The sequence below is a fragment of the Burkholderia sp. MSMB1498 genome, from assembly GCF_001526245.1.
Taxonomy (GTDB): Bacteria; Pseudomonadota; Gammaproteobacteria; order Burkholderiales; family Burkholderiaceae; genus Burkholderia; species Burkholderia savannae.
The window spans coordinates 242,607-265,798 of record NZ_LOYJ01000101.1; the positions used below are offsets into that span (position 1 = coordinate 242,607).

Consider the following 23,192-nt stretch of genomic DNA (forward strand, 5'->3'; position numbering starts at 1 on the left):
CTTATCTCGGCTGCGTGGCGAACGCAATCTGACCAAACGCTTTCGGGCTGAATGAAGCGCTCGATTTCGAATGGGCGCGTCCGGCACGCGTTTCGAATCCGGCGCTGCGTCGAAATCGACGCCGACTGACGAATTTCCGCGAATGCTCGAGCAAGGGCAGCCGAATACGCGGGATGCGGCGCGCGTTGCGGCATGGGCGTCGTTGGCGAAAGCGTCGGTGCGTCGCGCGTCATGCGTGGCCGGCGGCATCGCGCGGATGGGCTGCGTGTGCGTGTCGCGGCGTTGCGCCCTCGGCTTCCTCGCCGGCTGCGGGCCCGCCGTCTCTCGACGGCGGGCGCCGCGCATGGCGCGTTTTCATTATCGCCGCCGCCGCATCCGTTTCCCGCCCATGGCTTCGCGTCGCATGAGGGCGGCGTGCTGCGGCGTTCGCGTGTTACGGCGGCGGCATGCATCGTGGCAAGGCCGCCGCCGCTCGCTAGTCAGCGGCTCCGCATGGCGGCCTTGCGTGCGAATGTTTCATGTTTCGTCTCGTACATGCATCGATCAAGCAGGGTTCGGCGAGGCCGTCGCGCTATAGTCGCGATCGTGACGTTTTCGTGACAGTGCGCGCGACGGGGCGTTTCGCCCTGATTGCACGTGCTTTGCCGGCCTGAATGCAGGTTGCCGGCCGTGCCGGCGGCCGCGTGTCGCTCAGGCCGCGGCGGCGCGCAGCCGCGCACGCGCGAAACGCGTCCAGCCGCGGCAGCGGCAATTCGACGCTGCCCGCCCGACGCGCCGACGCGCCGACGCGCGCGACGGACCGTACGACCAACCAGAAGACCGAGGAGCAGAAGTGACTGACAAGCATTCCCCGTCGACCGACCTTCCCGAGGACCCCGATCGCCGCCGCGTGCTCGGCGGCATCGCCGCGCTCGGCGCGAGCGTCGCGCTTGGCGGCTGCGAATCGACCGTGTCGAGCGCGCCGCGCTCGGCCGCCGATTTGCGGCTCGACGCCGCGTTGCGCAACGAGGTGCGCAACGTCGTCGTGATCTACGCCGAGAATCGCAGCTTCGCGAACCTGTTCGGCGATTTTCCCGGCGTTCGGCAGCCGCTCGGCGCGGTGTCGCCCGAGCGCTACGCGCAGCTCGATCGCGACGGCAAGACGCCGCTGCCGGCGCTGCCCAAGATCTGGGGCGGCCTCGTGCCGCAGGCGCAGGTCGTCGACGGCAAGCGCTACATGATCGGCGAGCGCGACATCACGGGCCTGCCGAACGCGCCGTTCGTGATTCCCGACGCGCAGGGCAAGCCGCTGCCGAACGGCGTCATCACGCGCGACTTGTGGCATCGCTTCTATCAGAACCAGATGCAGATCAACGGCGGCCGCAACGATCAGTTCGCTGCATGGGCCGATTCGGGCGGCCTCGTGATGGGGCATTACCGCAATTCGGCCGAAACCTTGCGGCTTTGGAATCTCGCGCGCCAATACACGCTCTGCGACAACTTCTTCATGGCCGCGTTCGGCGGCTCGTGGCTCAATCACGTTTTCCTGATCTCAGCGCAAGCGCCGCTCTATCCGGACGTGAACAAGAGCCCGGCGAAGCACTTGGTGTCCGTCGTCGAAGGCGACGATCCGACGGGCGCGCGCCTGAAGCTCGCGGCGGATTCACCCGCGTCGGCGCTCGACGGCCCGCCGAAATTCGAGAACGACGGCCTCTTCACGCCCGACGGCTACGCGGTCAACACGATGGCGCCGCCGTATCAACCGAGCAGCGTGCGGCCGCCCGTCGACGGCAACCAGGCGTATGCGGACCCGTCGAACCCGCGCGTGCTGCCGCCGCAGCATTACGCGACGATCGGCGATCGCCTGTCGGAGAAGGGCATCGACTGGGCATGGTACGGCGGCGCGTGGCAATTCGCGCTCGAGCATCGCGACACGGGCTCGGTGCCGGACTTCCAGTACCACCACCAGCCATTCAACTACTTCGCGAACTACGCGCCGGGTACCGACGCGCGGCGCCGCCATCTGCGCGACGCGGGCCTCGGCGACGATCCGTCGACGAACCATCTGATCGCCGACATCGACGCCGGCCGCTTGCCGTCCGTCACGTTCTACAAGCCGCAAGGCAACCTGAACATGCACGCGGGCTATGCGGACGTCGAGTCGGGCGATCGGCACATCGCGGCGGTGATCGAGCGCATCATGCGCGGCCCGCAATGGGCGCACACGGTCGTGATCCTGACGGTCGACGAGAACGGCGGATGGTGGGACCCGGTGTCGCCGCCGAAGGGCGACCGCTGGGGGCCGGGCTCGCGGATTCCGGCGATGGTGATCTCGCCGTTCGCGAAGAAGGGCTACGTCGATCACACGCTGTACGACACGAACTCGATCCTGCGCTTCATCTCGCGCGTGCACGGGCTTGCGCCGCTCGACGGCGTGCTCGCGCGCGAGCGCGCGTTCGCGGCGCGCGGCGCGCAGCCGCCGGGCGACCTCACCGCGACGCTCGATCTCGGCTGACGATCGGCCGCCATGCCGTCGCGAGCGGCAGGCTCGGCGATCGGGCGCGCCCTTGAGCCGGGATCGGGCGAGCCCTTGGGCCGGCATTGAACGTGTGGCCGGCGGCGCGGGCGAGCGAGACCGTCGCGGCGTTCGCGCGGCAGGCTTCGGCGGCGCGCGTGCCTTCGAGGCAAGGCTGCCTGCTCGCTTCGAATGCGCGGCGCACGCCCTTCCTGGGCGAGGCGCGGGCGCACACGCGCGGTTAGCTCTGCGACATCCCGAGCGTCAGCGCGCCCGCACCGATCAGCGCGGCGCCGCCGCCGTAGCCGAAGCGCCGCTGCGCGGCGGCCCCCGTCAGCCGCGCGGCGGCGAAGCGCGCGATGCGCGCATAGCAGGCGGCATTGAGCGCAGCGAGACAGACGAAGGTCGGCAGCAGGATCGCGCACTGCCGAGCGAACGTTTCGTGCGGCGAAATGAACTGCGGAACGAACGCGACGAAAAACACGATGCTCTTCGGATTCAGCGCGGTGACGGCCCACGCGGACAGGAAGCGCCGCTTCGCCGAGCGTCGCTCGACGCTCACTTCCATCGCGCCGACGCGGCGTGCATGCAGGATCGAGCGAATGCCGAGATAGATCAGATAGCCGCCGCCGACGAGCTTGAGCGCGGTGAACGCGGCCGCCGACATCGCGAGCAGCGCGCCCGCGCCCGCGAGGGAGATCGTCATCGCGGTGGTGTCGCCGGCCGCGACGCCTGCGACGGTGCTCCACGACGAACGATTGCGATTCGCGAGCGAATCGCCGATCACGAGCAGGATCGTGGGGCCGGGGATCATCAGAAGCACGATGCTGGCACCGGCGAATGCGAGCCAGGTTTCGAAGGACATGGTGATCTCCGTTCGCGATTGCGCGATTGCGCGATTCGAGTCGAAAGGCCTCAGTGATCCATGGGGGCGGGCGGATTGTCAAGGTGCGCGCCCGCGAAGTGTGTCCGGCGCGACTCGGCCCGCAAGTGTCGGGCATGAGACGGCGCACGCCGAGCGAACCGCGCCGACGCGTGCAATTCATGGTCGTGCGCGCAAGCCCGCTTGGGGCCGGAGCTTCGCACCCGCGGGATGGGCGCTGGCGCTGCTGAGCGGCTCGCCGCGCCCGGCTCGTGCCCCCGTGTGATCCGGTGGTCGATGCCGACACCGCTCGCCACCAAGCGGTTCATCGCGGGCCCGATCGCTGCGTCGTTGAAGCCAAAGGCGTGTCGTTACCGTGGGAGCGCGCGTCAGCGGCTGCGCAGCACATACACGCCGAGCCACGATGCAATCACGCCGACACGGCCTCCGGATGCGCGCCACGCGATGTCGAGCAGCCGGTTGTATCCCCGCGTCAGGGCCCGCTTGAGCGGGTGCCCGGTATAAAACGACCGCCACAGGCGCGTCCGATACGGATCTTTGAAAAAATAGACGTCGACCATCTCGAGCAGCCCCGCTTCGCCGAACGATATCGGCATGCCGGTCGTGCCGAACGCGTGCCGGATGCTCTGCGGCAGATAGGGGCGAACGTGCGAGAAGTCGTGATAGAAGCGCTCGCCGGGCGTCGGGCTGACGAGGATCATGCGGCTCGCGTCGTGCATGAATGCGCAGAGCCGCGGCACAAGCGTGACGAGGCCGTCCGGCGACACGTGCTCGATCACATGGCTCAGGAAAATGACGTCGAACGGTTGTTGCTGCGAGGCAAGGAAAGCATCGGGTTCGTATGCGGCGTAGCCCTTCGCGCGCGCTCGCGCGACGTAATCGGGATTCGTGTCGACACCCGTCACGTCGAGCCCCAGCGCCGCGAAGCCGTCGAGAAATTTACCGAGTCCGCAACCATAGTCGAGCACGCGCAGCGGCCGGCTGCTTGCATGTTGGAAAGCGCGCATCAGCACCATGATGCGCTCGTACTCGAGCGTTTGATAATGCGCAGGTTTTTTCATGTCGACCTTTCCCAATCCTCTTGTCTCGCAGCGATGCACGGCACGGTGTCCGGCAGTGAGCGTCCAACGAGTTGCCATGAGCGCACGGCGAGCCGCCGCATCGTGCGAATCGCGGCAATCTCGTCGTCACCGTTCGACATTCCGATGTCGCGTCGCGTCCAGGCGGCGCATCAACTTACGGCTGCTTGATGAACAATGCGTGTCCGTTCAGGTTGTGGACGAAAAGCCCGTCTCGATGACTTGCGACGATCTCGTTGACGGCGAGCGTGGCGCCTTCGCAACCGAACGTACCGTAGTCGTCGAACACGACGATGCCGCGTGATTCGACGCGAGGCCAGAGTGCATTGAACGAGTCGAGAACCGACCGGTATGAATCGACATCGATGTGCGCGAAACACACGCGATCCGGCATTGCGGCAAGCGTGTCGTCGGGAAAGATTCCACGATGAATGCGGCAGTTGGCGCCGATCGTCTCGAGCAGGCGAACTACCGTATGCTCGTCGGCGTCCGAATGCTCGCCTCCGGAATAAAGCGTGTCGTATTCGGCGTCGCATTTCGCCACGCCACTGAACGTGTCGAAAAGATGCAGCGTCTTTTCGGGTAGCGCACGCGCAATCACGGCCGCCGTTCCACCTCGCCATACGCCGATTTCGATCGCCTCGCCTGCGAGCCGCGCGCACTGCTGCGCGAGTCGATACAGCTCGTAGCAGCGGTATACGTCGACGAGAGTCGACGATTTCGCGAGTGCGTAAACGTCGGTGAAACCGGCGTCGTCGAGCCACGGCGCATACGTCGCGAACGGGATGATCTGTGCGTGACTGTAGCCGTCTTTCAACGTTTCGAAGCGCGTCTGACGCATTCGCTCGAGCAGATCTCTTCGCTCCGCGCGAAGTACGTTCAGGAAGTTCGGCGAGGTCTTGTTGATCATGGCAATGGCAGCGCCTTAGCGCAGAAAGAATTCGACCGTATCGACATCGAGCACCGGCACGTTGCACTTGCGCGCAACGTCGAGGCGCTCGGGGAAATGGTTGTCGATGAAGATGGAGCGCGGCGGCACGTGGTCGGCTTTCGACTCGTGCGCGCCGAGCACGACAATGTCGTCGAACAGGCGTGCATCGATCCGCGCGGCCTCGAGCGTCTTCGCGACGTCGAACCGGTGTCGCGTGAGGAGCACGATTCGTTTGCCGGCCGCGATCGACTGATACAGGAACGCGATCGTCTGCGGCACCGCGTAACCGTCGATGATCAGCGTGTCGTCTAGATCGATGCAGACCGCGTCGTATTCGCAAGCGAACGAAGCGCGCGTTGCGATGTTTCGATCAATCAGGCGGATCTGGGCATTCGGCAACGTGACGAGATCGCGGCCGAGGAAATCCTGCACCGCCATCAACGGCAGATTCACGCCGCGCGCGCGCTGCGCGACCATGGTGCCGCCGACACGGCACGCAACCTCGAGCAGTTTCCAGCGGCCGTCGCGATCGGCCTTCAGTTGGAAGAACCACGGGCCGCGAAGCCGCATCCGATTATTGATCGAATGCGCTATCGCATCGATTTCCGGTGTCGAGTCAATGAGGTGCGAACGCATGGCGATGCCCGCCTTCACACGTTCGCGGCTTCGGGGCTGCGCATGCAGCAGGCGCCGCTTGCGATCGGTAAAGCAATCGATCGTCAGCTCTTCGCCGGGGAGATATTCGACGATGAGCGGCGCTTCGACGGCAGCAAGCGCATGGTTCAACTGAAGCATGTCGTGCGCGAGCGTCACGCCTTGGCCGCCTTGTCCGAGGTCCGGCTTCACGATGACGGGCCACGCGTGTACGTCGCCGGCCGATGCGTACGTGCGCGGCACCCACGGTTCGTTGGCGAACAAATAGTAGGTCGAGCTCTTGCGGCGTGCAATTGCCGCGCTTTCGGGGTCGCCGTTGACGAGCGTCATGCTCATCTGCGCCGCGCGCGCGGACAGGTATTCGTGCACGGTGTCGTGCGTTGCAAACACGAGATCGATGCGTCGTTCGGCGAGCAAGCGGGCGAACGCCTCGTCGAAGCAAGGATCGCTGATCTTCGGCAAGTCACCGGCGTATCTGGCAAAGCGAAAACGGCCATGGTCGTCGACGCTCGACGCACCATGCAATTCGACGTGCACCGAGTAGCGCAGCGCCTGATGGATCTCGGCGGCGTTTTCCGACCCGCACGGAAAGACCAGCACTCGGATCTTGTCGCTCATTTCGGCAAACTCCTTCGCGATGTATCGACCGGAGACGCTCGCTCGCGCCCGCACACCGCTGCGACGAGGTCGGCGACGCGCGCGACATCGCCTTCCGACATCCGCTGATCGCAAGGCAGGAAAAGCGCTTCGCGCGCGAGCCCGGCTTCCCACGCCGGGACGATTTTGCGTGCGGCGACTTCGGGCCAATAGCCGGGTGTGTAGACGCGCTCGGCCGCGAGCCGCGCACGCGCGCCGTCCGGCGCACCGAGGAACGGATAGCAGAGCGGCACGCCGATGCCTTCCTGCGCGAATGGAAAGTGATTGAGCGCGCCGATCCGCTCGTGCAGGCGCGCGAAATTTTCAAGCCGCCTTACGCGGATCTGCGCATAGTCGACGCTCGCCAACAGGCGCTGCGTTAGTGTCGACATGCGGCGCGGCGGTTGCCGCGATAGACTCGCCTCCGCACGCGCATAATCCGAATAACCGGACTCCGCGCCCGTATCGGTTCGCTTGAGTAAATGCATGAAGCGCCGCGGGGAGTCACGGTCGATTTCGGCGGGCGCGGGGATCGCATGTCGCGACACGAGATAGCCGCCGTCCGGCACGCCGACGAACTTGCGCGGAGAATACAGCGTGGCGGCGCAATCCGACGGCGGCTCGAAGAACGCTTGCGCGTTGTCGATGACGACGCGCTCACGCGGAAAGCGTCGCAATACGTCGTCGACCTGATGCTGGCAGACGCCGAAATAATTGACGTACACGAGCCACTCGCGTGGCCCGAGCGCGGTATCGGCGGCGCGCAGGCGTTCGTCCAGTGCGTAGCGCTTCACGGGAATGCCTGCTGTCTCCAGCGGCTCGAGCATGCCGTCGCAGATGTAGTGCGGCAGCCATACGGCGTCGGGGCGGCACGCGGAAATGAGGGCGAGGAATGCGGCGCGCGCGGACTGAAACCGCAGCGCGTCACCATGATGCTCGCCCGGTGCGCGCGGCAACTCGAGTTGCAGATAGCCGCCGATCGCATCCGTCGTCATGAGCGCGCCTCTTGCATGAGCATCGCGCGCGCTTCGGTGGCGTCATTGAACATGAGGACGTCGATGATCGACAGGCCAGGCACGAACTCGGCGCCGAACTGCCGGTACGGTTCGAGGTTCGGTTCGATGAATTCGAGCGCGATGCCGCGTGCGGCGAATGCCGCGTCGTCGTATAGCGTGCGGCCGCCCGGCAGATTGACGTAGCGCGCCGCGCGTTCGCGCACGCAGATGTCGAGCACGCGCTGCGCGCCTTTCAGCGCATCGTTGCCGTAGCCGGCCGACGACATGACGAAGCGTGCGTCGATTCCCAGGTAATTGCAGACCTCGATCACGCTTCGCGTGGCGAGTGTCGACATGTGTGCCGTTGCGCAACAGAGCACGTCCCCGACGAGCTCGCTCACGCGCGCGTAGTGAGGCGCCTTCCCGTAACCGTGCCGCAGCGCCTCGAGCACTTTCCGCCGCCACCGCTCGGGCGGCTGGATTCGGACGTCGGCGATCTTTTGCGATGGGCTCGCACCCGCGAGCGGCACGGTGAAGTAGTGCGGCCTGCCGTCGAGCAGCATCCGGTTCCGATTGATCCAGCCGTTCTTGATGTAATTGACGTCGTCGTAGAACACGAACGCATCGACCGACGCGGCTAGCTGAAAGTAACCGACGTACGGAAACAGATACGGCTGCATGATCGCAAGCTTCATGGCTGCGGGTGCGCGACGAGATTCACGATGCGGGCAAGATTGCCGTCGGACAGCGCCGGAAAGATGGGCAGGCACAGCACACGCGCCGCGGCGTCTGCGGCGACGGGTAGATTGGGGCGTTGTGCGGACGGCAGCCCTCGGTACATCGGGAAGTCGGAGATCAGCGGATAGAAGTAGCGGCGTGCGTAGATCTCGTGATCGCGCAGTCGCTGATACAGCGCGTCGCGGCTGATCGGATAATCGTCGTCGACGAGGATCGGGAAGTACGAGTGGTTCGCCACCGGCGCGTCGACGGGCGGCAGGCAGCGGATTCCACGTACGTCGGCGAGCGCTTCGCGATACGCGGCCTCGATGTGCGCACGGCGTGCGAGCGCGTCGTCGATGTACTTGAGCTGCAGGAGACCGAATGCCGCGTTGATCTCGCTCATCTTGCCGTTGATGCCCGCCGCCACGACCGTCACTTCGTCGACGAAGCCGAAGTTCTTCAGATGATCGATGTGCTGCTTCGTCTTCGCGTCCGGGCAGACGATCGCACCGCCTTCGAACGTGTTGAACACCTTCGTCGCGTGAAAGCTCAGGATCGACATGTCGCCGTGTTCGAGCACGCTACCGCCGGGCGTCTTCACGCCGAACGCATGCGCCGCGTCGTAGATCACCTTCAGGTTGTAGTTGTCGGCGATCTTTTGAATCGCGGCGACATCGCACGGCCGGCCGTAGCAGTGCACCGGCATGATCGCTGTCGTCTGCGGCGTGATCGCCGCCTCGATCTTCGCGGGATCGAGGTTCAGCGTGTGAGGATCGATGTCGACGAATACCGGCTTGATCCCGTTCCACAGCAGCGAGTGCGCGGTCGCGACGAACGAATACGGCGTCGTGATCACTTCGCCCGTGATCCGCAGCGCTTGCAGCGCGGTGACGAGCGCGAGCGTGCCGTTCGTGAAGAGCGCGAGATGGTGCACGCCGAGGTAATCGCACAGCGCCTTCTCGAGCTGCTGATGGAACGGCCCGCCGTTCGTCAGCACCTTGCTTTCCCAGATCGCCTCGAGATAAGGCAGAAACTCGGCGAGTGGCGCGAGATGCGGTTGGGTGACGTAAATGCGCTCGTCGGTCCACGGCTCGACGGCGCGCAGCGGCAGTGCGCTCATGGGCGGTCTCCTGCGACGGTTGTCGTTGCGTCGCGCGGCGGTACCGCGAACGGGGCGGGCGGCTGGCCGTCGCACCAGCGGCGCCACATGATGCGCAATGCGTCGGACACGTCCTGCGCGACGCGCTGCGGCTGGAATGCGGCCGAGCGCGCGCAGCGCTCGCGCAGCTCGCCGCGGATGCGTGCGAGCGTCGGGACATCCGATGCGAGCGCGATGCCTTTCGCGACGAAGTCGTCGACATCGTCGGCGACGAATGATTCGAGCCCGACATGCGACATCCACGTGAGGCCGGCGCGGCTCGACGGCGTCTTGCCGCGCATCGTCAGCGTCGGCACGCCCATCCACAGCGCGTTGAGCACGGTCGTCGAGCCGGTGTACGGGAACGTGTCGAGGCAGAAGTCGACGTGATGATGTTGCTGCAGATAGACGGTCGTCGTCGTGCGCGGTTGAAACACCAGCCGGTCGCGTGCGATACCTTCGCGCGCGAACCAACTGGTCAGCGTCTTGCCGATCTCGAGCCGATCTTCGTCGCCCGGCATCGAGCCGACGACGATGCGCGAATCCGGCACCGCGCGCATGACGCGGGCCCACACGGCGATCACGTCGGCGCGCAGCTTGTTCAGGCGGTTGAAGCTGCCGAACGTCACGCGGCCGTTGTGCAGCGCGGGCAGCATGTTGACGGGCGGCGCGTTCGTCGCGGGCGAGAACGTGGCGCCCGACGACAGATGGACGATCTTCTCCGTGTACTGCGCCTCCATCGGGCCGAACGGCACTGCGTACGAGTCGGTGAAGTAGTAGTCGATCGCGTCGAGACCCGTCGTCGCGGGGTAGCCGATCCAGCTGACCTGCACGGGTGCCGGTTTGCGCGCGAACACGGACAGGCGGTTGCGTCCGGAATGGCCCGACAGGTCGACGAGGATATCGATGCCGTCGGCGCGAATGCGGTTGACGAATTGCGCGTCGGTGAGGCCCGCGACCGTATGCCACGCGTGCGAGCATGCGCGCAGGCGCGCGGTGACGCGATCGTCGCGGACGTAGTTGTGATAGAACGTCAGCGACAGCGCCGGGTCCTTCACCAGATGCTCGACGAGCGGCAACAGATACGACGCGACCGCGTGATCGAACAGGTCGCCCGACACGAAGCCGATTCGCAGCCGTCGCTGCGGATCGCGACGGTTGGCATGGCGCGGCCACGCAGCCTTCAGCGGGGCTTCGTGGTGCGCCGCGTAGTCGCGGTGCGCGGCGATGTGCGCATCGATGTCGATGTCGATGCGGTGCGTAAGGTTGAAGAGCAGATTGCTGTGCGCAAGCGTATCCCTTGGATCGAGCTCGAACGCGCGCCGGAAGTATTGCTCCGCTTCGTTGAGCAGCCCGCCTTCGAACAACGTGACCGCGAGCGAGCCGTATGCCGTCGCGGAATCAGGCGCGATCTCGATGGCGCGCTTGCCCGCCTCGATCGCTTCGTTCTGACGGCCGATCGCGGCGAGCACGACGCCGAGCACCCGATGCGCCTCCGCGTAACCGGCGTTGCGCGCGATCGCCTCGCGGCATTGGGACTCCGCTTCCGGCAGACGGTTCGCAAGACGCAACGTGTCGGCGTACAGCACTCGGCAGTTCGAATCGTCGGGCAGGAGCTCGGTGGTGCGGAAAAGGGGTTCCAACGCCTCCACGTATCGGCCGCTGCGATGCAGCGCGAGGCCCAGCACGCGCCAGGCGGGGCCGTGCGACGGATAGCGCCGCGTAAGCGTGCGTGCGGCCTTTGCCGCTTCGGCGTCGCGGCCGTGGTCATAGAGCGTTTCGGCGCGGCTCATCTCCTGGCGGCCGGGGCGGCGCGCGGAGCCGGCGTGCGGCTCGGGCGTTTCCGACGTTTCCGCGGCGACGGGCACGGCCTGTGCCGCGGTCGCGGCAGGCACGATCCCGACGGCGGCAGGCCGACCTTCCTCCGAATGCGCGAGCCGCAACACGATCGTGTCGACGGCTGGCCCCTTGACGCCGAGTTGCTGCGCGAGGTTGAGCGCCGTCCACGCGGCCGCGATCTGACCGGCCTCGATCAGCGCGTTCACATAGCCGACCCAATAATTGCCGTGACGCGGATGCGTGCCGAGCACCATCTCGAAATGCTGCAGCGCGTCGACGGGCGAGCCCGTCTGCACGAGCAGCACCGCGAGGTTGTAGCGGGTGTCCGCGTGCTCGGGCTGCGCGCCGAGGATCGCCTCGTAGAGCGCCCGCGCGTCTTCGAGCTCGCCCTTGTGATGGTGCTCGAGCGCGCTTTGCAGCACGAGCGCGATGTCGGCATTCATTTGCTGCTCGGGGGGGAGCGGGGCGGACGATTCGAAAATGGCGGACATGATCTCGACGAAGTGAGCGAGTTGAACGGATTATCCGATCGCTCCCTGCCGGCCGAAGCGCCGAGCTAAACCCCAAATCCCCGCCAATTTGACGAATCGGGTCGGCGACCTGCGCCCGAGGCGGGCAAAAAAAGGCCCGCACGAAGCGGGCGTCGAGGTGAACGAGCACGCGCCGAAGCGCGTGATTTGTTGTTGTGTGGGGGGATGGAAGCCGCGCCGCCGGCTCAGAACTGAGCGGCGGCCGCCTGATAAGCGTTCGCGGCGTTCAGTCGATTCATTGCCGCTCGATACTCGACCTGAAGCCCGGCCTGCGCATCGCGAGCGGCGGCGCAGACGGCGGCGTCGATCGCCTGCACGTTGCGTATGAGCGCGAGCGTTTCGGGCGTCTGTTCGGGCGCGATCGACATCAGGTGCGGCGAGCGCGCATCGACGAGCCGCTGGACTTCGATCCAGTCGGCCATCTGCGCCGCGTGCTCGATCGCACGCGACATCGCCAGCACTTTCTCCATCAGCGATTTTTGATCCATCTCGGGTTGCTCCGTGGGCGGGGCGGCGTTACTTGTTGGACGCGAGCGAGCCCGCGCTGTTGGTGCCGCCGAACAACTGGGTCAGGTAATTCGAATTCGTGTTCATCGTCGCCATCAGCGTGTCGAGCGCGGTGAACTGCGCGTTGTACTGCGTGGTGAGCTGCGACGAATACGTCGCGAGCTGCGCCTGCTGCTGTGCGATGCTGCTCAGGTCCTTGTTCAGCGCGTTCGTGCGGATATCGAAGATGCCGTTTGCCTGCACGTAGCTGTTGATCGTGTTGTTCAGCTGCGCGCCGACTCCGTTCGTCGCGTTGAACAGCGTCGCGACGCTCGACGGGTTGTTCGTCAACGCCGCCGTGAGTTTCGCCTGGTCGACGACGAGCGTGCCCTCCGTCTGGCTTGAAGAGCCGGTGCCCGAGAGCGAGATGCCGAGCGATGCGAGCGAGACGGTCGAGCCGTTGCTCGTCACGCCGCCTGCGACGATGCCGGCGAGCGTGTTGCGGATCGAGTTGAGCGTCGAGTCGCCGAGGAGCGGGCCGGCCGTCTGCGACGACGTGCCCGCGCCCGACAGCGACGACAACGACGACATCGTCGTGACGAGCGTGTTGTACAGATTGACGAAGTTCGTGATCGCGGTCGATTGCGAGGACGTGTCGGCCGCGACCGTCAGCGTTTGCGTCGTGCCCACCGCGCTTTGCGACAGGTTCAGCGTGACGCCCGCGATCGCGCTCGTCACCGCATTGGTCGCGCTCGTCGCGGCGATGCCGCCGACGGTGAATTGCGCATTTTGCGCAGCCGTCGTCTGCGACCACGCGATGCTGCCGCCCGACGTGATCGTCGATTGGCCGCCCGTCGTGCTCGCGGTCGACGTGACGGCGAGGCTCGACAAGCCGTTGTCGCCCGACAGGTTGCTGACGGCGACGTTGATCGTGTTCGCGGCGCCCGTCGTCGACGAGCGCAATACGAGGTGCGCGCCGTCCGTGCCGGTGACGATCGTCGCCGTCACGCCGGGATTATTGGTTGCGCCGTTGATCGCGGCGGCGATGCCGGCGAGCGTGTTGTTCGACGAATCGATCGTGATTGCCGACGAATTGCCGCCGACCGACAGCGTCAACGTGCCGGCGCCGAGCTGCTGGGTCGCGCCGAACGCGCCCGATGAAAGCGTTTGCGTCGTCGCGATCTGGTTGACGGCGATCGAATAGCTGCCGGCGACGGCGCCCGAGCCCGTCGTCGCGGTGAGGCCGCTGCCGCTCGCGGTTGCCGTGAAGGCTTGCGTGACGGTGCCGTTCGCGAGTGAGCCGAGGCCCGTTTGCAGCGCGGTGAGCGCCGATTTCAGCGTGCCGAGCGCGGTGAGCTGTGCCTGGTCGTTCGCGACCGAGGTCGACAGGAGCGCGGTCTGGCCCGCCGTCTTGCTGTTGACGAGTGCCGTTACGAGCGAGCTCACGTCCATCGACGAGTTGCCGGTCGAGCCGCTGATGATCGACTGCGCTGCCTGCTGCAGCGCCGCATTGGTTTGCTGCTGGGTCGTGCTCGACGAGATGGGCGTGGACATCGTGACACTCCGGGCGTCGCCGTGATCGGCGAACCGTCATCGGGAAATTCGGGAAGCGGGAAAAAAACGTGCGGCGGCCACGAGGGATTGCTCCGCCGCACAAAACGGGCCGCCTGACTGCGCGGCCCGTCGTTCGGTACACTTTACTGCAGGAGCTTCAGCACTTGCTGCGGCATCGAGTTCGCTTGCGCGAGCACCGAGATGCCGGCTTGCTGGAGCACTTGCGCGCGCGACAGGTTCGCCGTTTCCTGCGCGAAGTCCGCGCTTTGGATCTGCGATTGCGCTTGCGACAGGTTGGTTGCGCCGGCCTGCTGCGTGGACGCGATCGACGAGAAGCGGTTTTGCGCCGCGCCGAGCGTTGCCTGCAGGTTGTTCACCGTTTGCAGCGCGTTGTCGATCGACACCATCGCTTGGTTCGCACCCGTCACCGAGCTGATGTCGAGGTTCGACACCGTCGGCGGCTTGTTGACGGCGTTGATCTGCGCGAGCATGCTGGTTGCGGCCGTCGACTGCGCGGTCGTCATGCCGCTCGTCGCGCCGGCGGCGAGCGTCAAGTTCGTGATCGCCGTGCCCGTGCCCGCGGCCGTGCCCGCCGTGAAGATGTTGCCGACGGCGGTCGCGCTGAGCGCCGTGCCGTTTTGGTCGGTGAACGTGAAGCCGCCGTTGCCGTCGGACAGCACGTTGACCGACGTGATCGCGACGTTCGCGGCCGTCGACGTGTACGTGCCCGTCGAGTCGAGGTTCATGTTCGTGAACGTGCCGATCGTCTGGCCCTTCTGCACGAGGCCGCCGCCGATCTGCGCAGCCGACATGCTTTGGCTCAGGTCGAGGCTGATCGTCTGGCCGACGTTCGCGCCGACTTGGAACGACAGGATGCCCGCCGAGCCGTCGAGAATGTTCTTGCCGTTGTAGTTCGTTTGCGAAGCAATCCGGTTGACTTCAGCGATCTGCTGCGAAACTTCCTTTTGCAGCGCGGCCTGGTCGGTCGACGACAGCGTGCCCGTCGACGCCTGCACGGCGAGTTGGCGGATGCGCTGCAGGCCCGACGTCAGCGACGACAGGGCGCTCGATGCGGTTTGGACCATCGACACGCCGTCGTTCGCGTTCGACACGCCTTGATTCAGGCCGTTGATCTGCGTTTGCATCCGCGCGGAGATCGCGAGGCCGGCCGCGTCGTCAGCCGCGCTGTTGATGCGCTTGCCCGACGACAGGCGGGTGATCGCTTGGGACAGGGCGCTTTGCGAGCCGTTGAGGTTCTGCTGAGCGACCAACGAGTTGATGTTGCTGTTGATTCCGAGCATGAAAATCTCCTAATTGAGCCTAAAAGCCCATCAATGCCACTATTGGCGTGGGCGGAAGCACTCGTTCTTTGCCGGCCGCCTTGTGCTGGATTTCGGCGCACGCGAAAAAAACTTGAGGGACGCGACAAGATTCGGCCCGATTTTTTTGCCGGGATCGTTCGGTGAGCAAACGTTGCAGTTGCAGCAATCGCGTGCGTGGCACGGCGCCGATTGGCGGGCCGCGCGGCGGCGCCGCGCGGAAAAGTGGTAAACCGCTGGCCGCGCCGATGTTTACCTGTTATGATGGCGGGCTGAATTGAGATTTCTGTCACGCCTTCGCCGTTTACGTGTACACGTAGGGCATGTCTGCTGACAGTCAAACGCGGCGCCTGGTGTTGGTTGCCGAGCGTTTCGCGGTGCATTCCGCCTCTCTTTTCCGGCCTCCGAGGCCGCTACCCGCTCGTTTCGCCCGTTCGTGGAAACGCCCGGAAGGCCGGTGCGTGGCGCTTGGCCGCTACGTTTTTGACCGTATCAAGCAAATTAGGAACGACATGACGACGATTCTTTTGAAAGAAAACGAGCCGTTCGAAGTGGCGATTCGCCGCTTCCGCCGCGCCATCGAGAAGAACGGCCTGATCGCCGAGCTGCGCGAGCGCCAGGCATACGAAAAGCCGACCGCCGTGCGCAAGCGCAAGAAGGCGGCCGCGGTGAAGCGCCTGCACAAGCGCCTGCGCAGCCAAATGCTGCCGAAGAAGCTCCACTAAGCTTCGCTCGCTTCGCCTCGACGGCGGTGCGGCTTCGCGAGAAGCCGCACCGCCGTTTTGTTTGGGCTGTCCGGTATGCAGCGCGGCTCGCGCGGGCATGGCGCACGGGTGCGCGGCGGATCGCGTTCGCGGTCCGCTGCCGAGGGTGCGCCGCACATCTTGCCGCCGCATCGCGCCGGCGTTCCTGCGCAATGGCGTCGGCCATGCTCCCGTCTTCCGCGCCAGGCGGGGCTCCGCCAGCACGCGTGGCTCGACGATCCGGGGTTGGGGCCGCGCCGCTCATGCCGCTGCGAGCGGCAGTCGCAGCGGATTCAGGCGCAATCGACGCCGGCATGCGCCGCCGGCCGCATGAGCGTCATGCCGCCGTTTTCTTCTTCGCGATCTTCTTGCCGAGCGCCGCGCAGCGCGCGTGGCACGGGCAATTCTTTTCGTGGTCGTTGACCATGCCCGTCGCCTGCATCAGCGCATAGCAGATCGTCGAGCCGACGAACTTGCAGCCGTAGCGCTTGAGCGCTTTGCTGAGCGCGTCCGAGCGCTCGGTCGACGCCGGAGCGTCGCGGTACGACGGCCATGCGTTCTGCAGCGGCGCATGATCGACGAACGACCACAGGAATGCGGCGAGCGAGCCGTGTTCCGCGCGAATCTGCTGGACCGCGCGCGCGTTCGTGACGGCCGCCTCGATCTTTGCGCGATTGCGCACGATGCGCGCGTCGAGCACCAGTTCGTCGATCCGCTTCGGCGTGAATCGGGCGACTTTGTCGACGTCGAAATCGGCAAACGCCGTGCGATAACCGGCGCGCTTGTTCAAGATCGTCGACCAGGACAGGCCCGCTTGCGCGCCCTCGAGCACGAGCATTTCGAATAAATGGCGGTCGTCGTGCGACGGCACGCCCCATTCGGTATCGTGATAGTGAGCGTCCGCTTCGGTTTTTACCCAGCTGCAGCGTTCCTGCTTCGGCATCTGTTGCGTGTTCCGTCGATGTGGTCGCGCCAGCATAGCGGATCGGCGAGCGGGCGCAAGCCTGGCCGTTCGGCCGATGGGCGCGGCGGGCCGTTGCGGTTAAGCTCTGGCAACGATGTTACTTCGACGAATCTTTCGGATTGAAGCAAGCGATGGGCAATGACATTTTTCTGATCGGTATCGACGGCGGCGGCACGGGCACCCGCGCGGTGCTGGCCGATGCGCAGGGGCGCGAGCTCGCGCAAGGCGGCGGCGGGCCGTCCGGGCTTGCGCTCGGCATCGAAGCCGCGTGGCGCGCGATCGAGGCCGCCTGCGCGGACGCCTGCGCGCGCGCTGGCGTCGCGTTCGACTGGCGGTGCTGCGTGCTCGGCTGCGGGCTCGCCGGCGTGAACCATCGCGAGTGGCTGGATGCGTTCCGGGCGAGCGCGCCGCTTGCCGCGCTCGCGGTAGAAAGCGATGCCTATACGACCGTCGTCGGCGCCCACGGCGGCGCGCCGGGCGTCGTGGTCGCGCTCGGCACGGGCAGTATCGCCGCCGCACTCGACGAATCGGGCGTCTGCCGGATCGCGGGCGGATACGGTTTTCCGTCCGGCGACGAGGCGAGCGGCGCCTGGCTCGGCTTGCGAGCGCTGTCGCACGCGCAGCAGGCGCTCGACGGCCGTGTTCCGCTCGACGCGTTCGCCCAGGCGCTTGTCGCGCATACGGGCGCGTCCGATCGCGACGCTCTCGTCGTCTGGTCATGCGCGGCGAATCAAACCGCGTATGCGCGCCTCGCGCCGATCGTGTTCGCGCATCGTGATCATCCGGCCGCCGCGCGCTGGATCGAGCAGGCGGGCGTCGAGATCGCCAAGATGATCGACGCGCTCGATCCCGCGGCGGCGCTGCCCGTCGCGTTGTGCGGCGGGCTTGCGGGCGCGCTTGCGAGCGCGGTGCCCGAGCCTCACCGCGCGCGGCTGGTGGTACCGCAGGCCGATTCCGCGCACGGCGCGTTGCGGCTCGCCGCGCGGGAAGCGGCGAGGCTCGGGCTCGTCGCATCGCAATGAACCCGGTGGGCGGCGCAAACGGACATCCGCAAGCGGCGTCTCCCGACCGACGATAGAATGTCCGCTTACTTCCGCGCCCCCGCATCCTCCGACGTCCGCCATGTATAAAGTCATCGCCACCGATCTCGACGGAACCCTGCTCAACAGCGACCACCAGCTCGATTCCTACACGATCGACACCGTGCGGCGGCTCGCGGGCGACGGCGTGCCCTTCGTGATCGCAACGGGGCGCCACTACGCGGACGTCGCCGGCATTCGCGACGTGCTCGGCATCCGGCCTTACCTGATCACGTCGAACGGCGCGCGCGTGCATGCGCCGGACGATTCGCGGATTCACGCGCAGGACGTGCCCGCCGACACGGTGCGGCAACTGGTGAGGCCCGAGCTCGTCGGCACGCACGGCCGCGTGATCGTCAATCTGTTCACCAATGACGGCTGGCTGATCGACCGCGATGCGCCGCATCTGCTCGCATTCCATCAGGATTCCGGATTTCGCTACGACGTCGTCGACATGCTGTCGCACGACGGCACGGACATCGCAAAGGTGCTGTACATCGGCGAGCCGGAGGATCTGGCCGTCGTGTCGGACAACCTCGCGCGCCGGTTCGGCGGCGCGCTCTACGTCACCTATTCGCTGCCCGACTGCCTCGAGGTGATGACTGCGAACGTCTCGAAGGGACGAGCGTTGCGGGTCGTGCTCGAGCGGCTCGGCGTCGATCCCGCGCATTGCGTCGCGTTCGGCGACAACATGAACGACATCGATCTGCTCGAGACGGCCGGGCATCCGTTCATGATGAACAACGCGAATCCCGATCTCGTCACGCGTCTGCCGAGGGTGCCGCGGATCGGCAACAACTTCGACGCGGGCGTCGCGCGCCATCTGCGCACGCTGTTCGCGCTCGAGAACCCGACCACTCACTGACTGCGCATCGACCGCTTCGTCCGCCTCGATCGCGCCGACAGAGCCGCTCGAGCCAGCGCGCGACGAGCTTCGGCAATGAAAAACGGGCGCCGCAGCGCCCGTTCCCGTTCTGCCCCGCCGCCATTGGCCGGCGAAGGGCGATGTCGATCTTCCTCTGTCGTGTCGCCTTGTGAGGCGACGGGCGGGCGGCCCGATGCCGCCCGCACCGGCGTCAGCTTTCGTCGCGGCCCGCGACGAGCGGGTATACCACGCCCGCGATCGCCGCGCCGATGATGGGCGCGACCCAGAACAGCCACAGCTGGCCGATCGCCTCGCCGCCGACGAACAGCGCCGGGCCCGTCGAGCGCGCCGGGTTTACCGACGTGTTCGTCACCGGGATCGAGATCAGGTGGATCAGCGTGAGGCACAGGCCGATCGCGATCGGCGCGAAGCCGGCCGGCGCGCGCTTGTCGGTCGAGCCGAGGATCACGAACAGGAAGAAGGCCGTCAGTACGACTTCGCAAATGAACGCGGCCGCAAGCGAGTAATGGCCGGGCGAGCGGGCGTCATAGCCGTTCGTCGCGAAGCCGCTGCTGACGACGTCGAAGCCCGGCTTGCCGGTCGCGATCAGATACAGCACGAACGCGCCGAGCGTGGCGCCGACGACCTGCGCGACGATGTACGGCACGAGATCGCGGGCCGGGAAGCGGCCCGCCACGGTCAAGCCGACGCTCACGGCCGGATTCAGGTGACACCCCGAGACGTGGCCGATCGCGAACGCCATCGTCAGAACGGTCAGGCCAAACGCGAATGCGACGCCGGTAAAGCCAATGCCGAGGCCCGGATACGCGGCCGCCAGAACGGCGCTGCCACAGCCGCCCAGAACGAGCCAGAACGTGCCGAACACTTCTGCTGCGAGACGCTGAGGTAATTTCATTGGAGTGGTTCCTGGTGGTGAAAATCGAAAACGGATTGCGCCACAAAAAGCGGGGACGCATCCACGAATGCCGCCTGGATTATAGGAAATCTTACGGTTTCCGAAGAGTCAACGATTGTCAAATTGGGATTGGCCGATCGGCGTTTTTATTAGAATAACGCCGTATTGCACGAGTATGGCAATTGAATTTTAAAATTTATCAGACGAAATGTTTTTGTTGGATTTCGTAGCAATTCCGATTGCGCAATAGATCCTTTGTGTCTAGGCTGGGAAATGCCAGGCGGATCATGATATAGGGAGTCGAAATGTCTCAATACGCGAAAATCAAGGCGCAGATCGTCGAGCTGCAGGCTCAGGCGGAAGAGGTACGTCGTCAGGAGGTCGCGGCCGTGATCGCCGAGCTGCAAGGCAAGATCGTCGAGTATGGCCTCACGGCGCAGGATCTGGGATTCGCGGAGCGCGCGCGGCGCGGTCGTCCGCCGAAGAGGGGGCCGCTGCCGGCCAAATACCGCGATCCGAAATCCGGCAGTACCTGGAGCGGCCGCGGGAAGCCCCCGCATTGGATCGTCGGCAAAAACCGCGAGCGCTTTTTGATCGGCTGATTATCGGACGCTTGGCAAAAAGAAAGCCGCATTTCCCGATGCGGCTTTCTTCTATGCGCGGCGTAATGGGCGCGTGATTTCTGCAATCGCGCCGGTCAAAGGGTTAACCCGTCGCCACGCGTCGCCATTGCGGCTGCTTGGCTGCTTCGCGCAGCGTTTCATAGATGTCGATATAGCGGCGCGCCATTGCGTGCGAGCTGAAACGTTGCTCGAATTGCGCGCGGATTGCATCGCGCGACAATTCATCGATCCGGTGCAGCGCGCCGACGGCGCCCTGCACGTCCTCGACGATGAAGCCCGTGACGCCGTCGTCGATCACCTCGGGCACGGAGCCGCGGTTGAACGCGACGACCGGCGTGCCGCACGCCATCGCCTCGATCATCACGAGGCCGAACGGCTCCGGCCAGTCGATCGGGAACAGCAGCGCCTTCGCGCCCGACAGGAACGCGGGCTTTTGCGCCTCGTTGATCTCGCCGATGAACTCCACGTGCGCGGAACCGAGAAGCGGCTCGATCTCGGCTTTGAAATAATCTTCGTCGACCTTGTCGACTTTCGCCGCAATCTTGAGCGGCAGGCCGCTTTGCGCCGCGATCCGGATGGCGGTGTCGACGCGCTTTTCCGGGCAGATGCGCCCGAGGAACGCGAGATATTCGGGCTTGCGGCCGGCTTGCGGCGTGAGCAGCGTGTCGGGCAGCCCGTGGTAGACGGTGCCCGCCCAGCCGGCCTGCGGCAGCGGCGTGCGCTGCGAATTCGAGATCGACACGACGGGTACATTCGGGAACGCGTCGAAGACGGGCTGCAGCTCAGGCAGGTCGAGCCGGCCGTGCAGCGTCGTGACGAACGGCGCATCGAGGCGCGACAGCAGCGGGAACGGCAGGTAGTCGAGATGCAAGTGCAGGACGTCGAACGTGTGGGCGACCCGCGCGACCTGCTCGAGGAGGCGCATATGGGGCGCCATCGCGTCGCGAATCGACGGATCGAGCCGCAGCGCGCGCGGCCAGGCGGCCTCGAGGCGCGCCGACGTGACCGAATCGCCGCTCGCGAACAGCGTGACGTCGTGCCCCATTTCGACGAGCGCCTCGGTCAGATAGGACACGACCCGCTCGGTGCCCCCGTAGAGTTTGGGCGGAACGGCTTCGTAGAGCGGGGCGATCTGGGCAATGCGCATGAGCGTTTCTCCGTTGCGAAGAGGGCGGAACTCGCCGAGGAGCGTTGCGAGCTTCGCTCCGGTAAGCGGTGAGCGCCTGCCGGGGGGCAAGCGGGCGGTGCGCGGCGAACGTCGCCGGACCGGGCTTTCGGATTCATTATCGGGATCGCGCGAGCGGTATCGAGCGATTTTTCAAACGCTTAACCCTTGTTACAGGATGAAATACGCAAAAACCCTAGAAAACGCCTGTTTGAATGACTAGGATGTGGCAGAAGCGGAATGCAATAGTTGCCCGCCGCAATGGCGCGGATTCCGCCGGCGTGCCCCGCCGTACCTGAAGATGGTGTTTTCCCTGCCTTGATTGGCGGGGCTTTCGGCCAGACGGGCGTCTGCGGGCCGTTTCCGGTCTTTGTCAGAAAAATTCCTACACGGTTTACAGATAATTCCGGCAAAGCGCATTCCCCTTCACTGATAGCGGCCCCCCCGCCGATTGGCCAAAATGCCCGTAAGAATATAAACAAGCCGATTGCCCGCAACTCAGTGGGTAGATCGAGCAAACGTTTTCACTGGCATTACCGATTGGCCAAAGATTTCTTACGGGGGAATCGAATCATGAGCGCAACCAGCGAAATGCTCGCCGAGATCAACGAAGTCAACCTGTCTTACCTGCTGCTCGCGCAACGACTGCTGCGCGAGGACAAGGCCATGGGCATGTTCCGCATGGGGATTTCGGAAGAACTCGCCGATGTGCTCGTGAACCTGACGCTTGCCCAGACGGTCAAGCTCGCCGCCTCGAACCAGATGCTCTGCCGTTTCCGTTTCGACGATCATTCCATGCTCTCATCGCTCGCCGACAAGGGCCGCAGCTCCGCCGTCGCGCATGCGCATTCGGCGATCCTGATGGCCGGGCAGCCGGTCGAAAGCTTCCGTTGAACGGAAGCCGCGCGTCTCGCCGGCGCGTATTGATGCGCGAATCGAAATCGGAAGTCTGATTGTTTTGTTTGGATAAATAGCGGAGAGCGGCGATGGCGTCCAAGAGCGTAGTGGTCGAGGTCAAGGAGATCACCCTGGCGATCGAACTGATCGAGCTAGGCGCGCGGCTGCAGTTGCTCGAAGCCGAGACGAACCTGTCGCGCGATCGGCTGATCAAGCTCTACAAGGAGCTGAAGGGCATGTCGCCGCCGAAGGGGATGCTGCCGTTCTCGACCGACTGGTTCATGACGTGGCAGCCGAACATTCATTCCTCGCTGTTCTACAACATCTACCGTTTCATGCGCGAGCACGGCGGCTGCGATTCGATCCAGGCGATCGTGAAGGCATACCGGCTGTACCTCGAGCACGTCGGGCTGTCGGACGACGAGGCGGTGATGAGCCTCACGCGCGCATGGACGCTCGTGCGCTTCTTCGATTCCGGGATGCTGCAGACGACGCCGTGCACCCGCTGCGGCGGGCACTTTGTCGCACACGCGCACGATCCGCACCACGGCTACGTGTGCGGTCTCTGCCAGCCGCCGTCGCGCGCGGGCAAGACCCGCAAGGCCGCCGCGCAGGCCGACCAGGCCGCCATCGCCGCGTAAGCTTCCCGCGCGCGGCCGCGGGCGAACGAGCGTTCGCTCCG

At 65.5% G+C, this 23,192-nt stretch carries 21 protein-coding genes; 7 read left to right on the forward strand and 14 right to left on the reverse strand.

The features are described 5' to 3' along the window. Nucleotides 1-832 precede the first annotated feature (832 nt). Nucleotides 833-2,494, forward strand: a complete 1,662-nt coding sequence (locus WS91_RS22625) for an acid phosphatase (RefSeq protein WP_038752259.1) — start codon at nucleotides 833-835, stop codon at nucleotides 2,492-2,494. Nucleotides 2,495-2,735: 241 nt separating this feature from the next. Here the strand turns inward: WS91_RS22625 and WS91_RS22630 are convergent, their stop codons facing one another. From WS91_RS22630 to WS91_RS22680, 11 genes are all read right to left on the reverse strand, one after another. After that, nucleotides 2,736-3,359 carry a LysE family translocator gene (locus WS91_RS22630; protein ID WP_038752262.1) on the reverse strand — a complete coding sequence of 208 codons (624 nt, stop codon included), beginning with the start codon at nucleotides 3,357-3,359 and terminating at the stop codon, nucleotides 2,736-2,738. A 386-nt stretch (nucleotides 3,360-3,745) separates the two neighbouring features. Then, a complete protein-coding gene (locus WS91_RS22635) occupies nucleotides 3,746-4,438 on the reverse strand; it encodes a class I SAM-dependent methyltransferase (protein WP_059645613.1) in 693 nt (230 codons plus the stop codon). Between the two features lie 175 nt (nucleotides 4,439-4,613). Continuing rightward, complete coding sequence (locus WS91_RS22640; protein WP_231752064.1) at nucleotides 4,614-5,366, reverse strand: TylF/MycF/NovP-related O-methyltransferase; 753 nt, start codon at nucleotides 5,364-5,366, stop codon at nucleotides 4,614-4,616. 15 nt (nucleotides 5,367-5,381) lie between these two features. Further along, entirely contained in the window at nucleotides 5,382-6,659 is a 1,278-nt protein-coding gene (locus WS91_RS22645; protein WP_038752265.1) for an ATP-grasp domain-containing protein, read from the reverse strand. Further along, nucleotides 6,656-7,672, reverse strand: a complete 1,017-nt coding sequence (locus WS91_RS22650) for a hypothetical protein (protein WP_063889447.1) — start codon at nucleotides 7,670-7,672, stop codon at nucleotides 6,656-6,658. Before WS91_RS22650 ends, WS91_RS22645 begins: the two co-directional genes overlap by 4 nt. Continuing rightward, nucleotides 7,669-8,367 (reverse strand): WbqC family protein, encoded by a 699-nt coding sequence (locus WS91_RS22655; protein ID WP_038752268.1) that lies wholly within the window; start codon nucleotides 8,365-8,367, stop codon nucleotides 7,669-7,671. The genes WS91_RS22650 and WS91_RS22655 overlap by 4 nt, the downstream gene beginning before the upstream one ends. Next, nucleotides 8,364-9,512: a dTDP-4-amino-4,6-dideoxy-D-glucose aminotransferase VioA gene (vioA, locus tag WS91_RS22660; RefSeq protein WP_059578045.1), complete on the reverse strand. Its 1,149-nt coding sequence runs from the start codon at nucleotides 9,510-9,512 to the stop codon at nucleotides 8,364-8,366. Before vioA ends, WS91_RS22655 begins: the two co-directional genes overlap by 4 nt. Beyond that, complete coding sequence (locus tag WS91_RS22665) at nucleotides 9,509-11,860, reverse strand: tetratricopeptide repeat protein (RefSeq protein ID WP_038752274.1); 2,352 nt, start codon at nucleotides 11,858-11,860, stop codon at nucleotides 9,509-9,511. Before WS91_RS22665 ends, vioA begins: the two co-directional genes overlap by 4 nt. A 224-nt stretch (nucleotides 11,861-12,084) precedes the next feature. After that, nucleotides 12,085-12,387, reverse strand: a complete 303-nt coding sequence (gene fliT / locus WS91_RS22670) for a flagellar protein FliT (RefSeq protein WP_038752278.1) — start codon at nucleotides 12,385-12,387, stop codon at nucleotides 12,085-12,087. Nucleotides 12,388-12,415: 28 nt separating this feature from the next. Continuing rightward, nucleotides 12,416-13,939, reverse strand: coding sequence for a flagellar filament capping protein FliD (gene fliD / locus WS91_RS22675; RefSeq protein WP_059671056.1), 1,524 nt, complete (start codon nucleotides 13,937-13,939; stop codon nucleotides 12,416-12,418). A 143-nt stretch (nucleotides 13,940-14,082) separates the two neighbouring features. Then, nucleotides 14,083-15,240, reverse strand: coding sequence for a flagellin (locus tag WS91_RS22680; protein ID WP_038752284.1), 1,158 nt, complete (start codon nucleotides 15,238-15,240; stop codon nucleotides 14,083-14,085). A gap of 530 nt (nucleotides 15,241-15,770) precedes the next feature. On the opposite strand from WS91_RS22680, the gene rpsU reads away from it, so the two are divergent. Next, nucleotides 15,771-15,983: a 30S ribosomal protein S21 gene (gene rpsU, locus WS91_RS22685; protein ID WP_004198205.1), complete on the forward strand. Its 213-nt coding sequence runs from the start codon at nucleotides 15,771-15,773 to the stop codon at nucleotides 15,981-15,983. A gap of 355 nt (nucleotides 15,984-16,338) precedes the next feature. Here the strand turns inward: rpsU and WS91_RS22690 are convergent, their stop codons facing one another. Beyond that, nucleotides 16,339-16,944 carry a DNA-3-methyladenine glycosylase I gene (locus WS91_RS22690; protein ID WP_038752286.1) on the reverse strand — a complete coding sequence of 202 codons (606 nt, stop codon included), beginning with the start codon at nucleotides 16,942-16,944 and terminating at the stop codon, nucleotides 16,339-16,341. A 152-nt stretch (nucleotides 16,945-17,096) separates the two neighbouring features. Between WS91_RS22690 and WS91_RS22695 the strand changes: the two genes are divergently transcribed. Beyond that, entirely contained in the window at nucleotides 17,097-17,987 is an 891-nt protein-coding gene (locus WS91_RS22695) for a BadF/BadG/BcrA/BcrD ATPase family protein (protein ID WP_059671057.1), read from the forward strand. 100 nt (nucleotides 17,988-18,087) lie between these two features. Further along, on the forward strand, nucleotides 18,088-18,909 hold the full coding sequence (locus WS91_RS22700) for a Cof-type HAD-IIB family hydrolase (RefSeq protein ID WP_038752291.1): 822 nt from the start codon (nucleotides 18,088-18,090) through the stop codon (nucleotides 18,907-18,909). Between the two features lie 211 nt (nucleotides 18,910-19,120). Here WS91_RS22700 and aqpZ read toward each other — a convergent pair whose 3' ends face one another. Continuing rightward, nucleotides 19,121-19,825: an aquaporin Z gene (aqpZ, locus tag WS91_RS22705; protein WP_038752294.1), complete on the reverse strand. Its 705-nt coding sequence runs from the start codon at nucleotides 19,823-19,825 to the stop codon at nucleotides 19,121-19,123. A gap of 305 nt (nucleotides 19,826-20,130) precedes the next feature. Between aqpZ and WS91_RS22710 the strand changes: the two genes are divergently transcribed. Next, the gene (locus WS91_RS22710) at nucleotides 20,131-20,427 is read left to right on the forward strand and encodes an H-NS histone family protein (protein ID WP_038752297.1); all 297 of its coding nucleotides are present in this window, start codon (nucleotides 20,131-20,133) and stop codon (nucleotides 20,425-20,427) included. A gap of 103 nt (nucleotides 20,428-20,530) precedes the next feature. Here WS91_RS22710 and WS91_RS22715 read toward each other — a convergent pair whose 3' ends face one another. Continuing rightward, the gene (locus tag WS91_RS22715) at nucleotides 20,531-21,595 is read right to left on the reverse strand and encodes a glycosyltransferase family 4 protein (protein WP_038752300.1); all 1,065 of its coding nucleotides are present in this window, start codon (nucleotides 21,593-21,595) and stop codon (nucleotides 20,531-20,533) included. Nucleotides 21,596-22,186: 591 nt separating this feature from the next. Between WS91_RS22715 and flhD the strand changes: the two genes are divergently transcribed. Further along, complete coding sequence (gene flhD, locus WS91_RS37800; protein WP_038752303.1) at nucleotides 22,187-22,507, forward strand: flagellar transcriptional regulator FlhD; 321 nt, start codon at nucleotides 22,187-22,189, stop codon at nucleotides 22,505-22,507. 92 nt (nucleotides 22,508-22,599) lie between these two features. After that, complete coding sequence (gene flhC, locus WS91_RS22725) at nucleotides 22,600-23,151, forward strand: flagellar transcriptional regulator FlhC (RefSeq protein WP_038752305.1); 552 nt, start codon at nucleotides 22,600-22,602, stop codon at nucleotides 23,149-23,151. The last annotated feature ends 41 nt before the right edge of the window (nucleotides 23,152-23,192 follow it).